This window comes from Ramlibacter sp. (assembly GCF_041916345.1).
Classification (GTDB): Bacteria; Pseudomonadota; Gammaproteobacteria; order Burkholderiales; family Burkholderiaceae_C; genus Ramlibacter.
The window spans coordinates 7,633-21,385 of the sequence record NZ_JAYRZR010000031.1; the positions used below are offsets into that span (position 1 = coordinate 7,633).

At 69.8% G+C, this 13,753-nt stretch carries 14 protein-coding genes; 9 read left to right on the forward strand and 5 right to left on the reverse strand.

Features of this window, described 5'->3' with window-relative positions; all coding sequences use genetic code 11:
- The 4 genes from ACE3T5_RS10275 to ACE3T5_RS10290 all read right to left on the reverse strand — a co-directional run.
- A partial coding sequence (locus ACE3T5_RS10275; RefSeq protein ID WP_374667193.1) for a hypothetical protein occupies positions 1-240 on the reverse strand: 240 nt, incomplete at its 3' end.
- Between the two features lie 103 nt (positions 241-343).
- Positions 344-2,536, reverse strand: coding sequence for a malate synthase G (locus ACE3T5_RS10280; RefSeq protein WP_374667195.1), 2,193 nt, complete (start codon positions 2,534-2,536; stop codon positions 344-346).
- A 35-nt stretch (positions 2,537-2,571) separates the two neighbouring features.
- Positions 2,572-3,252 (reverse strand): haloacid dehalogenase type II, encoded by a 681-nt coding sequence (locus ACE3T5_RS10285; RefSeq protein WP_374667197.1) that lies wholly within the window; start codon positions 3,250-3,252, stop codon positions 2,572-2,574.
- An 85-nt stretch (positions 3,253-3,337) separates the two neighbouring features.
- Positions 3,338-4,318 carry an amidohydrolase family protein gene (locus ACE3T5_RS10290; protein ID WP_374667199.1) on the reverse strand — a complete coding sequence of 327 codons (981 nt, stop codon included), beginning with the start codon at positions 4,316-4,318 and terminating at the stop codon, positions 3,338-3,340.
- A gap of 128 nt (positions 4,319-4,446) precedes the next feature.
- On the opposite strand from ACE3T5_RS10290, the gene ACE3T5_RS10295 reads away from it, so the two are divergent.
- The 3 genes from ACE3T5_RS10295 (at position 4,447) to ACE3T5_RS10305 (ending at position 6,976) form a co-directional block, all read left to right on the forward strand.
- Positions 4,447-5,400 carry a Bug family tripartite tricarboxylate transporter substrate binding protein gene (locus tag ACE3T5_RS10295; protein WP_374667201.1) on the forward strand — a complete coding sequence of 318 codons (954 nt, stop codon included), beginning with the start codon at positions 4,447-4,449 and terminating at the stop codon, positions 5,398-5,400.
- A gap of 182 nt (positions 5,401-5,582) precedes the next feature.
- Positions 5,583-6,521 (forward strand): LysR family transcriptional regulator, encoded by a 939-nt coding sequence (locus ACE3T5_RS10300; RefSeq protein WP_374667203.1) that lies wholly within the window; start codon positions 5,583-5,585, stop codon positions 6,519-6,521.
- Positions 6,518-6,976 carry a DUF2214 family protein gene (locus ACE3T5_RS10305; RefSeq protein ID WP_374667205.1) on the forward strand — a complete coding sequence of 153 codons (459 nt, stop codon included), beginning with the start codon at positions 6,518-6,520 and terminating at the stop codon, positions 6,974-6,976. Before ACE3T5_RS10300 ends, ACE3T5_RS10305 begins: the two co-directional genes overlap by 4 nt.
- 72 nt (positions 6,977-7,048) lie before the next feature.
- Here ACE3T5_RS10305 and ACE3T5_RS10310 read toward each other — a convergent pair whose 3' ends face one another.
- Positions 7,049-7,351: a PsiF family protein gene (locus ACE3T5_RS10310; RefSeq protein ID WP_374667207.1), complete on the reverse strand. Its 303-nt coding sequence runs from the start codon at positions 7,349-7,351 to the stop codon at positions 7,049-7,051.
- Positions 7,352-7,504: 153 nt separating this feature from the next.
- Here ACE3T5_RS10310 and argS point away from each other — a divergent pair, with 153 nt between their 5' ends.
- The 6 genes from argS (at position 7,505) to ACE3T5_RS10340 (ending at position 13,752) form a co-directional block, all read left to right on the forward strand.
- Positions 7,505-9,178 (forward strand): arginine--tRNA ligase, encoded by a 1,674-nt coding sequence (gene argS, locus ACE3T5_RS10315; protein WP_374667209.1) that lies wholly within the window; start codon positions 7,505-7,507, stop codon positions 9,176-9,178.
- 2 nt (positions 9,179-9,180) lie between these two features.
- On the forward strand, positions 9,181-9,888 hold the full coding sequence (locus ACE3T5_RS10320) for an SPOR domain-containing protein (protein ID WP_374667211.1): 708 nt from the start codon (positions 9,181-9,183) through the stop codon (positions 9,886-9,888).
- 79 nt (positions 9,889-9,967) lie between these two features.
- Positions 9,968-10,618 carry a thiol:disulfide interchange protein DsbA/DsbL gene (locus ACE3T5_RS10325; RefSeq protein WP_374667213.1) on the forward strand — a complete coding sequence of 217 codons (651 nt, stop codon included), beginning with the start codon at positions 9,968-9,970 and terminating at the stop codon, positions 10,616-10,618.
- A gap of 110 nt (positions 10,619-10,728) precedes the next feature.
- On the forward strand, positions 10,729-11,376 hold the full coding sequence (gene lptA, locus ACE3T5_RS10330) for a lipopolysaccharide transport periplasmic protein LptA (RefSeq protein ID WP_374667215.1): 648 nt from the start codon (positions 10,729-10,731) through the stop codon (positions 11,374-11,376).
- Positions 11,376-12,161 carry an LPS export ABC transporter ATP-binding protein gene (gene lptB, locus ACE3T5_RS10335; protein ID WP_374667217.1) on the forward strand — a complete coding sequence of 262 codons (786 nt, stop codon included), beginning with the start codon at positions 11,376-11,378 and terminating at the stop codon, positions 12,159-12,161. The genes lptA and lptB overlap by 1 nt, the downstream gene beginning before the upstream one ends.
- Before the next feature lie 40 nt (positions 12,162-12,201).
- On the forward strand, positions 12,202-13,752 hold the full coding sequence (locus tag ACE3T5_RS10340) for an RNA polymerase factor sigma-54 (protein WP_374667219.1): 1,551 nt from the start codon (positions 12,202-12,204) through the stop codon (positions 13,750-13,752).
- Position 13,753 lies beyond the last annotated feature (1 nt).

Genomic DNA, 13,753 nt, shown 5'->3' on the forward strand with positions numbered 1-13,753 from the left:
ACCTTGCAGGGTGGCCTGCCAGCCCTGTGCCAGCGCCTGCTGGAAGCGTGCCGGCCAGCCCGCCTTCACGCGCATCAGCTCCAGGTAGGCATCGGCCAGCTCGCGCCGCTCGGTGGACTTGCCGCTGGCCGATTCCGCCTGGCGCAGCGACTCGATGGCCTGCTCGGTGATGCGGTCCAGCAGCGGCGCGGCCGCGGCCGTGGCCTGGGCCAGGCACTGGTCAAGGAGCGGCTGGTTCATGGAAAGCCAGTCTACGCAGCCTGCCGCCAGGCCGCGTGACCCCTGTCACGACCGGGCTGTATCAGGGTGTCACACCCGTTACCAGCCTGGCAGCGCCGACCGTTCAGCCCGCGGCCTTGACCTTCAGTCGCCAGGCGTGCAGCAGCGGCTCGGTGTAGCCGGAGGGTTGCTCCTTGCCCTTGAACACCAGGTCCAGCGCCGCGCGGTAGGCGAACGAGGTGTCCCAGTTGCCCGCCATCGGCCGGTACAGCGGATCGCCCGCGTTCTGCTGGTCCACCACCGCGGCCATGCGGCGGAAGGTCTCGTGCACCTGTTCGGCGGTCACCACGCCGTGGTGCAGCCAGTTGGCGATGTGCTGGCTGCTGATGCGCAGTGTGGCGCGGTCTTCCATCAGGCCCACGTTGTGGATGTCGGGCACCTTGGAACAGCCCACGCCCTGGTCGACCCAGCGCACCACGTAGCCCAGGATGCCCTGCACGTTGTTGTCCAGCTCCTGCTGGCGTTCGGCGGGCGTCCACTTCGCTTCGGGCGCCACCGGGATCTGCAGCAGGTTGGCCAGGATGTTCTCGCGCTCGGCCTCGGCGCTGGTCTTCGCCAGCTCGCGCTGCACCGCGAACACGTCGACCTGGTGGTAGTGCAGGGCGTGCAGCGTGGCGGCGGTGGGCGAGGGCACCCAGGCGGTGTTGGCGCCGGCCTTGGGGTGGCCGATCTTCTGCTCCAGCATCGCGGCCATCAGGTCGGGCATGGCCCACATGCCCTTGCCGATCTGCGCGCGGCCCGAGAGGCCGCACGAAAGGCCGACCAGCACGTTGTTCTTCTCGTAGGCCTGGATCCAGGCGCTGGTCTTCATGTCGCCCTTGCGGAACATGGGGCCGGCCAGCATGGCGGTGTGCATCTCGTCGCCGGTGCGGTCCAGGAAGCCGGTGTTGATGAAGGCCACGCGCGCGGCGGCCTCGGCGATGCAGGCCTGCAGGTTCACGCTGGTGCGGCGCTCCTCGTCCATGATGCCCAGCTTCACGGTGTTGGGGGCCAGGCCCAGCAGCTGCTCGACGCGGCCGAAGAGTTCCGAGGCGAAGGCCACTTCGCGCGGGCCGTGCATCTTGGGCTTGACGATGTAGACCGAGCCGGTGCGGGAGTTGCGGATGCCGTTCTGGCCGTGGCCCTTGAGGTCGTGGATGGCAATGGCCGTCGTGATGACGGCGTCCATGATGCCTTCCGGGATCTCCTTGCCGTTGCCCCACAGGATGGCGGGGTTGGTCATCAGGTGGCCCACGTTGCGCAGGAACAGCAGCGAGCGGCCGTGCAGGCGCACTTCATTCCCGTTCGCGCCGGTGTACACGCGATCCGCGTTCAGGCCGCGGGTGAACGTCTTGCCGCCCTTGGCCACTTCCTCGGTCAGCGTGCCCTTGAGGATGCCCAGCCAGTTGGAGTAGGCCAGCAGCTTGTCCTCGGCGTCCACCGCGGCGATGGAGTCTTCCAGGTCGAGGATGGTGGAGAGCGCCGCTTCCATCACCAGGTCGCAGACACCGGCGGCGTCCGTCGCGCCGATCGGGTGCGCGCGGTTGATCTGGATGTCCAGGTGCAGGCCATGGTGCTTCAACAGCACGGACTTCGGCGCCGCCGCGTCGCCCTGGTAGCCCACGAACTGCGCGGGATCCTTCAGGCCGGAGGTGGCGCCGCCCTTCAGCGTCACGACCAGCTGGCCGCCTTGTACCGCGTAGCCGGTGGCGTCGGCATGCGAGCCACTGGCCAGCGGCGTCGCGTTGTCCAGCACGGCGCGCGCATAGGCGATCACCTTGGCGCCACGCACCTCGTTGTAGCCCGGGCCCCTGTCGGCGCCGCCGGTCTCGGGGATGGCGTCGGTGCCGTACAGCGCGTCGTACAGCGAACCCCAGCGGGCATTGGCGGCGTTGAGCGCATAGCGCGCGTTGAGGATGGGCACCACCAGCTGCGGGCCGGCCTGCAGCGCGAGCTCCGCATCCACGTTGGCGGTGGTGGCCTGGGCGCCGGCGGGCTGCGGCACCAGATAGCCGATCTTCTCCAGGAAGCCACGATAGGCCTTCATGTCCTGGATCGGGCCCGGGTTGGCGCGGTGCCAGCCATCCAGCTCGGTCTGCAGGCGGTCGCGCTCGGCCAGCAGGGCGGCGTTCTTGGGCGCGAGGTCGGCCACGATGGCGTCGAAGCCCTTCCAGAAGGCGGCGACATCGACACCGGTGCCGGGCAGCACCTGCTCGTCGACGAAACGCTTGAGGGCGGCGTCGACTTCAAGTCCGTGGACGGGGGTTCGGGCGGTCATGGCAAGGCTCCTGCGATGGCAATGAAGGAAAGGGGTCAGTCGAAGAAGGCGAGCACGTCACGCAGCGTGCGGCCGGTTCGGGTGGGTTCGGTGCCCAGCTCCTCGAAGGGCAGCTGGTAGCGGTTGACCCACAGCGTGCGAAATCCATACCAGGTGGCGGCCAGGGCGTCCCACCCGTTGCAGCTGACGAAGGCGATCTGTTTCGGCTCCAGCCCGGTGGCCTGCGGGCCGAGCGCATAGGCCTCGGGGTGCGTCTTGTAGCGCCGCACGCTGTCCACGCTCAGCACATGGTCCAGCAGGCCTTCGAGCCCGGCGCTGCGCACGGCCACGCCCAGCATGTCGGGGTCCCCGTTGGAGAGGATGCCCGTCACCACGCCCCGCGCCTTCAGCGCCTGCAGCACCTCCCGGTTCTCGGGGAAGGCCGAGAGATGGCGGTACTGGTTCATGAGCTGCTGCTCGCGCTCGGGCATGAGATCCAGGCCGAGCCGCTTGCACGCGTAGCGCAGGCCTGCGCGCGTGAGATCCCAGAACGGGCGGTAATGGGCGCCGTCGTTGCTGGCGCTCACCAGGCGGGTGTAGTCGATCTGCTTGTCGCGCCACAGCACGGCCAGCGCCTGGCCCTGGCCGGGGAACAGCTGCTCGGCCAGCAGCCCGACGCTGTACACGTCGAACAGCGTGCCATAGGCATCGAACAGGACCGCCCGGGGTTTTTCCATGGCGGTACTGTATTCGGAACTTGTCGCTCGATTAATCGATTGGTTTTGCGATCATCCGTGACCCTGGTGATGGTAATGAATCGGCCTACAGGCCGAACAGACGCTGCGCCGTGTCGCCGCGGACGGCTTTCATCTGCGAAGCCGGCAGCCGCGCCGTGTTGGCGAACGCGCCCTTCACGTCGTGCACCTGGTGCGGCCAGTCGGTGCCGAACATCACATGGTCCTCGCCCACGACAGAGATCAGGTACTGCAGCGCACCCAGGTTGTAGGTGATGCTGTCGTAGTAAATGTGGCGCAGGTAGTCGGTCGGCTTGCGCTGCATCTTGCGGCGCGAGGGGATCTCCACCTCGTCGCCCTTCTCGAAGCGGCCCACCAGGTAGGGCAGGGTGCCGCCGCCGTGGGAGGCGATCACCTTCAGGTTCGGGTACTGGTCGAAGAAGCCGTTGAAGATCATCCGCGTGATGGCCAGCGTGGTGTCGAACATGAAGCCGACCGACCACGACAGGTCGAACTGGCCCATGTCCATCAGGTCCGCGCCGGGTGGGTCGGTCGGGTGCACCAGCACCGGCAGCGCGCGGCGGTCGATCTCCGCCCACACGGGGGCGAAGTCGGGGTCGGTCAGGCTGCGGCCGGCCACGTTGGCCAGCACCATCACGCCCACGGCGCCCTGGTCGCAGGCGCGGCGCAGTTCCTCCACCGCGCGTTGCGGGTACTCCCAGGGCAGCGAGGCGAACCAGCGCAGCCGGTCCGGGTGGCGCAGCTGCGCCTCGGCCACGTTGTCGTTGGCCTCCTGGGCGGCCTGCACGCTCACCGCCTCGCCGCCCCAGTACACGTTGGGGCAGGTAAGTGACACGATGGAGACATCGATGCCGGCCTCGTTCATCGCGCGGATGCGCAGCTCCCAGTCGAAGTGGCCTTTCTGAGGGATCACCACCGGCGTGGGGCCGCGGAACACCTCCTGCTGGCCGTCCGGACGGGTCTGGATGTTGTAGGGCGCCCCCTTCTGCTTCAGCAGCTCCAGCCACCTGGTGGTGAACATGTGGGTGTGGACGTCGATGACGGGCATGGGGATGTCTCCTGTTGGCATGCTTACGGATCCGGCTTTATAAACGAGGTGCCCACGGGTGTGCCCCGATGCGGTGCACGCCCCTTCCGGCCTATCGTCGAAATTCAATGTTCCCAGGAGTCTTCCGCATGCAACGCCGCCAGTTCGCCGCCCTCGCCGCCGCCTCCCTTGCCGCCCCCGCCCTGCTGGCGCAGGACCGCACGGTCAAGATCTGGGTGGGTTTCCCGCCCGGCGGCTCCGCCGACTCGGTCGCGCGCCTGCTGGCCGAACGCATGAGGGGCAGCCTGGGCCAGAACGTCGTGGTCGACAACAAGCCCGGCGCCGCCGGCCGGCTGCTGCTGGGCGAGCTCAAGCGCATGCCGCCCGACGGCCTGAACCTGGTGCTGTCGCCCAGTGGCGCCATGGTGATCGCCCCCCACCTCTACACCAACCTGCCCTACGACTCGATCAAGGACTTCACGCCCGTCGCCCGCGTGGTCACCTTCGACTTCGCGGTCACGGCTGGCCCGGGCGCCCCGGCCGGCGACCTGAAGGCAGTGCTGGCCTGGATGAAGGCCAATCCCTCCAAGGCCAGCTACGCCACCTCGGGCGCGGGCACGGTGCCGCACTTCGCGGGCGTGCTGCTCGGCCAGGCGACCGGTGTGCCCATGACCCACGTGGCCTACCGGGGCGGTGCGCCGGCCGCGCAAGACCTGATCGGCGGCCAGATCCCGCTGATGGTGGACACGGCCTCCGAGACCATCGAGCACCACAAGGCGGGCAAGGTGCGCATCCTCGCCGTTACCGGCGAGCAGCGTGCCAAGGCGCTGCCGGACGTGCCCACGCTCAAGGAGCTGGGCATCAACACCGCGGCCGACGCCTTCTTCGGCCTGTATGGCCCGGCGGGCATGCCGGCTGACGTGGTGGGCCGCCTTGACCGGGCGGTGGCCGATGCGCTCAAGGCGCCCGAGATCCAGGAGAAGATCCTGGGCTTCGGCCTGGTGCCCAACCACGCCACGTCGGCCCAGCTCGCCGCGGCCCAGGCCGAGCACCTGAAGCGCTGGGAGGCGCCGATCAAGTCGTCGGGGTTCAAGGCGGAGTAGGGCGGCACTCCGTCGTCCCCGCGTGAGGAGCGAAAGCGTACGGGGGGACCCAGGAGGTTCGGGCTCACCAACACCCTCAGGATTCCCGCCTGCGAGGGAATGGCGGGGCTTGTCTGCCCTCGCGGTGAAATCGCGCTTGAAGACCGCCCATTTCATCCCCCAGCGTCGATAATCGATGCGCGATGGACAAACTCAAGCAGCTCGAATCCTTCGTGTCGGTGGCCACCAAGGGCAGCCTGACGGCGGCGGCCCGGGCCGAGGGCGTGGCGCCGGCCATCATGGGCCGGCGGCTCGACGCGCTGGAGGAGCGCCTGGGCGTCAAGCTACTGGTGCGCACCACCCGCCGCATCACGCTCACTCACGAGGGCAGCGCCTTCCTGGAGGATTGCCAGCGTCTGCTGGCCGATCTGGCCAATGCCGAGGCGAGTGTCAGCGCGGGCGGCGTCAAGGCCAGCGGCCACCTGCGCATCACCGCGCCGGCGGGCTTCGGCCGGCGGCACGTGGCGCCGCTCGTGCCGCGTTTCCGCGAGCTGCACGCCGATGTGACGATCTCGCTCAACCTGAGCGATCGCGTGGTGGACCTCGCGGGTGAGGGCTTCGACTGCGCCGTGCGGGTCGGCGACTTCCCCGATTCCTCCCTGGTCAGCGTGCGCCTGGCTGACAACCGGCGGCTGTGCGTGGCCACGCCCGACTACCTGCGTCGCCACGGCACGCCCGAGCATCCCTCGGACCTGGCCCGCTTCGACTGCCTCACGCTCTCCAGCGATGCCTCGCAGACGCGCGGCTGGGCGTTCAGCGTGGCGGGCGAGGGCGGCGGCACCGAGCTGCTGCACATCAAGCCAGCCGGCCCGCTGGACTGCTCCGACGGCCAGGTGCTGCACGACTGGTGCCTGCAGGGCTGGGGCATCGCCTGGCGCAGCACCTGGGAGGTGGAGCGCGAAATCGCGGATGGCCGCCTGCAGGAGGTGCTGGCCGCCTATGCCGCGCCGCCGAACGGCATCTACGCGGTCTTTCCCCAGCGCAAGCACCTGCCCTTGCGGGTGCGGCTGTGGATCGACTTCCTCAAGCACCACTACGCCCAGCCGCAGTTCTGGCTGGCCGAACCCGCCGGCCCGCGATGACGCTGGAAGCGCTGCTGGCCTATGCGCACCTGATGGCGATCCTCACGCTGGTGGTGTTCCTCACCAGCGAGGCCGCGCTGTGCCGCCCGGAATGGATGAACGCCACCGTGGTGCACCGCCTGGTGACGGTGGATCGCATCTACGGCATCGCCGCGCTGGCGGTGCTGGCGACCGGCCTGGCGCGGATGTATCTGGGCGCCAAGGGGGCGGGCTGGTACTGGGGCAACTGGCTGCTGCACGCCAAGCTGCTGCTGTTCGTGCTGGCGGCGTTGCTGTCGATCCAGCCGTCGCTGCGCTTCTCACGCTGGCGCAAGACGCTGGAGGCCACGGGCGCGCTGCCCGCGGCCGACGAAGTGCGTGCCACCCGCAAGCGGGTGATGATCCAGGCGCACCTCGTGCCGCTCGTTCCGCTGCCGGCGGTGTTCCTGGCGCGGGGCTTCGGCGCGATTGGCTGAGGTACCGGTCGGGGGTGGCGGCCGGGGTTGGCGGCCAGCCGGCCCGCCTGCGCCCCCGGTACGGGCGGGCGATCAGCCCTTCTTCAGGCACTCCGACATGAACTTCTTGCGCTCGTCGCCCTTCTTGTCCTTGGCTTCGGCGTTGCAGGTCTTCATCTTCTCCTGCTGGGCCTGCTGCGCCGTCATGGCGGGCTTGGCCTTCAGGCACTCGGACATGAACTTCTTGCGCTCGTCGCCCTTCTTGTCACCGGCATCCTTGTTGCAGGTGGCCATCTTGTTCTGCTGGGCGGTGGGTTCCTTCTTCTCGTCGGCGGCGTGGGCGGCGCCCACCGAGAGGGCGAGACCGAGGGTGGCGAGGGTGAGCAGCTTGCGCATGGATATCTCCTGAAGGTGGATCGCGGACGGGTGGGATGCGGTGCGCAGCCATTGTCTGCAGTTTCGTCGCACCACACCAGTCTCTAACGCGGCAGCGCCGCGGCGGATGACAAGGCGCCGACCGGCCACGGGGGTCCCTCGTAGAATCCCCGCATGCTTCTTGCCAAGAGTGAACTGCTCGGCGCGCTGGCCGCCGGGCTGGACGCGCTGTCGCCCGGTGCCGGCGGCAAGGCCGCGTTCGAGCTGCCCAAGGCCGCCGCCCATGGCGACCTGGCCTGCACCGCCGCCATGCAGCTGGCCAAGCCGCTCAAGCGCAATCCGCGCCAGGTGGCCGAGAGCCTGCGCGAGGCCTTGCTCGCCACGCCCGCCTTCCAGCGCTGGGTGGACGCGGTGGAGATTGCCGGTCCCGGCTTCCTGAACCTGCGCCTCAAGCCCGCTGCCAAGCAGGCGGTGGTGCGCGAGGTGCTGGGTGCCGGCGCCGCCTTCGGCCACCAGCCCGCCAACGGCCAGCGCATGATGGTGGAGTTCGTCTCGGCCAACCCCACCGGCCCGCTGCACGTGGGCCACGGCCGCCAGGCCGCGCTGGGCGATGCGATCTGCAACCTCTACGCCACGCAGGGCTGGCAGGTGCACCGGGAGTTCTACTACAACGACGCCGGCGTGCAGATCGACACCCTGGCGCGCTCCACCCAGCTGCGCATCCGCGGGCTCAAGCCCGGCGACGCCGACTGGCCCGAGCAGGCCTACAACGGCGACTACATCCAGGACATCGCCCGCGACTACCTGGCGAAGAAGACCGTGCACTCGGACGACCGCGCGTTCACCGCCAGCGGCGACCCCGAGGCGCTGGACGACATCCGCCTGTTCGCCGTGGCCTACCTGCGCCACGAGCAGGACCTGGACCTGAAGGCCTTCGACGTCCGCTTCGACCACTACTACCTGGAGTCCAGCCTGTACACCAGCGGCAAGGTTGACGCCGCGGTGGAGAAGCTGCGCGACGCTGGCAAGACCTACGAGCAGGACGGCGCCCTGTGGCTGCGTACCACCGAGTACGGTGACGACAAGGACCGCGTCATGCGCAAGGGCGACGGCAGCTACACCTACTTCGTGCCGGACGTCGCCTATCACATCACCAAGTGGGAGCGCGGCTTCAGCAAGGTGGTCAACATCCAGGGCACGGACCACCACGGCACCATCGCGCGCGTGCGCGCCGGCCTGCAGGCGGCCGGCGTGGGCATCCCGCAGGGCTACCCGGATTACGTGCTGCACACCATGGTGCGCGTCATGCGCGGCGGCGAGGAGGTGAAGATCTCCAAGCGCGCCGGCAGCTACGTGACCCTGCGCGACCTGATCGAGTGGACCAGCAAGGACGCGGTGCGCTTCTTCCTGCTCTCTCGCAAGCCGGACACCGAGTACGTGTTCGACGTCGATCTGGCCCTGGCGCAGAACAACGACAACCCGGTGTACTACGTGCAGTACGCGCATGCGCGCATCTGCTCGGTGCTGGCCACGTGGGGCGGTGATCCCGCGTCGCTCGCCGGGGCGGATCTCTCGCTGCTGGCCAGCGACCCGGCGCTGGCGCTGATGGTGCAGCTCGCGCGCTACCCCGAGGTGCTCACGGCCGCGGCGCAGGATTTCGCCCCGCACGACGTGACCTTCTACCTGCGGGAGCTGGCGGCGGCCTACCACAGCTACTACGACAGCGAGCGCATCCTGGTCGACGACGAAGCCCTGCGGCTGGCCCGCCTGGCCCTGGTCGCCGCCTGTGCGCAGGTATTGCACAATGGCCTGGCAGTGCTGGGCGTCAGTGCCCCGCGGAAGATGTGAGCATGAAGCGAATCCAGGGCGGCAACGTCTTCGTCGGCGTCATCATCGGTGTGGTCATCGGCCTGGCGGCCGCGCTGGCCGTGGCCGTCTATGTGACCAAGGTGCCGGTTCCGTTCGTGAACAAGGCCTCCAGCCGCACGCCCGAGCAGGACGCCGCCGAGCAGAAGAAGAACCAGAACTGGGATCCCAACGCGCCGCTGTACGGCAAGAACCCGGCGCGCCCCGCGCAGGCGGCCTCGGCGGTGGCACCCGCCGTCGCGGGCAAGGACGCCAAGGAGGCGCCCAAGGATCCGAAGGACGCCAAGGCGACCCCCAAGGAGGCGCCGAAGGAAGCCGCGAAGGAGGCCCCGAAGGAGCCCGCCAAGGAAGCCAAGGCCCCGTCCGCGGCGCCGGCCGCCCCGGCGGTCACGGGCCGCCCGTCCGCGGATCCGCTGGGTGACCTCGCCACGGCGCGGGCCGCGGCGGCTGGTGATCCCTTCGTCTATTTCGTCCAGGCCGGCGCCTTCCGCAGCGGCGACGAAGCCGAGGCGCAACGGGCCAAGCTGTCGCTGATGGGCATCGAGGCCAAGGTGATCGAGCGCGAGCAGGCCGGCCGCCAGGTCTGGCGGGTGCGCGTGGGCCCGTTCGAGCGCCGGGACGAGGCCGAGCGGCAGAAGGACAAGCTGGACGCCGGCGGCATCGAGGCCGCGCTGGTGCGGGTGCAGCGCTGAGCGGCGGAACCAATCCGGCGCGCGCTGTCTCCCAAGCGGGCGGTGCTGCACGGCGGCACGGAATCAAGGAGTGATGCGCATGAAACGACGCGAGTTTTCCGCCGGCGCCGCCGGTCTGCTGGGCGCCGCGGCGCTGGGCCTGCCGACCCTGGCGCAGGCGCAGCGCAAGTTCGAGGACGGCCGCGATTTCAAGACCCTGAGCAAGCCGCAACCCACCGAGGCGGGTGCCGGCCGCATCGAGGTGATCGAGTTCTTCTGGTACAGCTGCCCGCACTGCAACGCCTTCGAGCCGACGCTGGTGAACTGGATCAAGCGGGCCCCGCCCGACGTGGTGGTGCGCCGGGTGCCGGTGGCCTTCCGCGATGACTTCGTGCCGCAGCAGCGCCTGTTCTACACGCTGGAGGCGCTGGGCCGCCTGGAGGACCTGCACGCCAAGGTGTTCGAGGCCATCCACGTGCAGAAGCTGCCGACCAACCGGGAGGAGCTGATCCTCGCCTTTGCCGAGAAGAACGGTCTGGACCGCGCCCGCTTCCAGGAGACGTACAACTCGTTCGCCGTGCAGTCCAAGGCGCGCCGGGCCACCCACCTGCAGGACGCCTACCAGGTCGAGGGCGTGCCGGCGCTGGGCATTGCCGGTCGCTACTACACCGATGCCGCCCTGACCGGCACCATGGACAAGGCGCTGCAGGTCACCGAGTACCTGATCGCCGAGGCGCGCAAGGCCCGTTGAGGGTGCGGTCGCGGCGCCGCGCGCCGTCAGCTTCCGGCAGCGAAAAGCCCGCGTGACGCGGGCTTTTTCACCTATGGGCTGGCTACAATGCCAGCAAGATTCGTGCCTTTATGAACTCCCTCCATCGCCTGTTGCCCTGGGCGGCCGCCCTGGCCCTGCTGGCCCTGCCAGCCGCCGCCGAGAAAGCCGATCGCGCCAAGCCCATGAACGTGGAGGCGGACGCGCTGCGGCACGACGACCTGCGCCAGACCAGCGTCTTCACCGGGCGGGTGGTCGTGACCAAGGGCACCATCCTGATCCGCGGTGCCCGCGTCGAGGTCCGGCAGGACGCTGAAGGCTTCCAGCACGGCGTGGTGACCGCCGAGCCGGGCCAGCGGGCCTACTTCCGGCAGAAGCGCGAGGCGATGGACGAATTCATCGAGGGCGAGGCGCAGACGATCGAGTACGACGGCCGAGCCGACCGCGTGCGCTTCGTCGGCAGCGCCGAGCTGCGCCGCCTGCGCGGCACCACGGTCAGCGACGAGATGACCGGCAGCCTCATCACCTACGACAACACCAACGACGTATACACCGTCGACGGCGGGCCGGCTGCCGGCGCCGCGCCCGCGCAGGGCGGCCGCGTGCGCGCCATCCTCGCGCCGCGTCCGGCGGCCTCCGGCCCGGTCGCGGTGCCAGCGTCCGCGGCGTCGGCGGCCCTGGGTGCGGCTTCGGCGCCGCGCCTGCGCAGCACCGCCACGCTGGCCGCGGAGCCGCGCTGATGGGGGACACGGAGGCCACCCGCGCCGAAGCCGCCGCACCGGTCACCAGCCGCCTGGAGGCGCTGCACCTGCGCAAGTCCTACGGCGGCCGCAAGGTGGTGCAGGACGTGTCGCTCGCCGTCGCCAAGGGCGAAGTCGTGGGCCTGCTCGGCCCCAATGGCGCCGGCAAGACCACGTCGTTCTACATGATCGTGGGCCTGGTCCGCGCCGATGGCGGCGAGATCGCCATCGACGGCCGGCCGGTGGCCCACATGCCCATTCACCGGCGCTCGCGCCTGGGCCTGTCCTACCTGCCGCAGGAAGCGTCGATCTTCCGCAAGCTGAACGTGGAGGACAACGTGCGCGCGGTGCTGGAACTGCAGCGCGACGCCACCGGCCGCCCGCTGGCCCGTGAGGCGATCGAGCAGCGCCTGACCGAGCTGCTGCAGGACCTGCGGGTCGAGCATCTGCGCGATTCGCCGGCGCTGGCGCTCTCGGGCGGCGAGCGGCGCCGGGTGGAGATCGCCCGCGCCCTGGCCACGCAGCCGCGCTTCATCCTGCTCGACGAGCCCTTCGCCGGCATCGACCCGATCGCGGTGATCGAGATCCAGCGCATCATCGGCTTCCTCAAGTCGCGCGGCATCGGTGTGCTCATCACCGACCACAACGTGCGCGAGACCCTGGGCATCTGCGACCACGCCTACATCATCAGCGAGGGCCGCGTGCTGGCCCAGGGCACGCCATCGGAAATCGTCAACAACGCCGACGTGCGCCGGGTCTACCTCGGCGAGCACTTCCGGATGTGATGGTGCCCCGCGCTTCGATGGATTCGAGCGGGTGCATGCGATGAAGCAAGGGCTGTCCCTCCGCGTCTCGCAGCACCTGGCGCTCACGCCCCAGCTGCAGCAGTCCATCCGCCTGCTGCAGCTGTCCACGCTGGAGCTGGGCCAGGAGGTCCAGCAGATGCTGGACGAGAACCCGTTCCTGGAGGCCAACCCCGACGACGTGCCCGACCTGCCCGGCCCGGCGCAGGCCGATGCCCGGCCGGCCGGCGATGAAGCCGACGAACCGATGGGCGTGTCGGCGGCCGCGAGCGAGTCGCGCCTGTCCGACGCCGAGGCCGAATCGGCGGAGCCGGCCGCCGACGCCGAGCCCGGCTGGGAGGGCGATGGCAGCGTGGAGACGGTGCCCGACGACGCCGAGTGGGGCGGCGATGCGCCAGCGCGCCAGAAGTCGTCTGGCGGCGACGACGAGGTGGAGGCGGCCGATCTGGCCAGCAGCCACGAGTCCCTGCAGGACCACCTGCATCGCCAGGCCCTGGGCCTGCGCCTGGGCGAGGAAGACCGCGCCGCGCTGCGCTTCCTGATCGAGTCGCTCAACGACGATGGCTACCTCGAGGATTCGCTGCAGGCCCTGGCCGAGAGCCTGTCGGCGCACGATCTGGAGGAGCAGGAGGAGCTGGTCCACCGCTTCACCGTGGCGCTGGGCCTGCTGCAGAGCCTGGAGCCGGCCGGCGTGGGCGCGCGAGACCTGGCCGAGTGCCTGGATCTGCAGCTGCGCGTGCTGGAGCAGGAGGATCCCGACGACGAGGTGGTGCCGCTCGCACGCCGCATCTGCCGTCAGCCGATGGACCTGCTCGCGCGGCGGGACATCCGCAAGCTGGCCCAGGCCTGCGGCGACACCGAGGCGCAGGTGCGTCTGGCCATCGCCCGCATCACCCGGCTGGAGCCCAAGCCCGGCCGGCGTTTCGTCGACGCCGAGCGGCACATCATCGTGCCCGACGTCATCGTCACCCAGAGCGGGCGCGGGCCGCGTGCGAGCTTCCGCGTGCAGCTCAACCCCGACGTGATGCCCCGGCTGCGCGTGCACGACGTGTATGCCGGCGCGCTGAAGACGCACAAGGGCGAGGGCCACCAGGCGCTGCAGCAGCGCCTGCAGGAGGCGCGCTGGTTCATCAAGAACATCCAGCAGCGCTTCGACACCATCCTGCGCGTGTCGACCGCCATCGTGGAGCGGCAGCGCAACTTCTTCGTGCACGGCGAACTGGCCATGCGGCCGCTGGTGCTGCGCGAGATCGCCGACGAGCTGGGCCTGCACGAATCCACCATCTCGCGCGTGACCACGGCCAAGTACATGGCCACGCCCTTCGGCACCTTCGAGCTGAAGTACTTCTTCGGCTCCGCCCTCGGCACCGAGACCGGCGGCAATGCCTCCAGCACCGCGGTGCGCGCGCTGATCAAGCAGTTCGTGGCCGCGGAAAGCCCCAAGAAGCCGCTGTCGGACAGCCAGATCTCCGACATGCTGAAGGAGCAGGGCATCGAGTGCGCTCGCCGCACCGTGGCCAAGTACCGCGAGGCGCTGCGCATCGCGCCGGCCAACCTGCGCAAGGCGCTGTGAC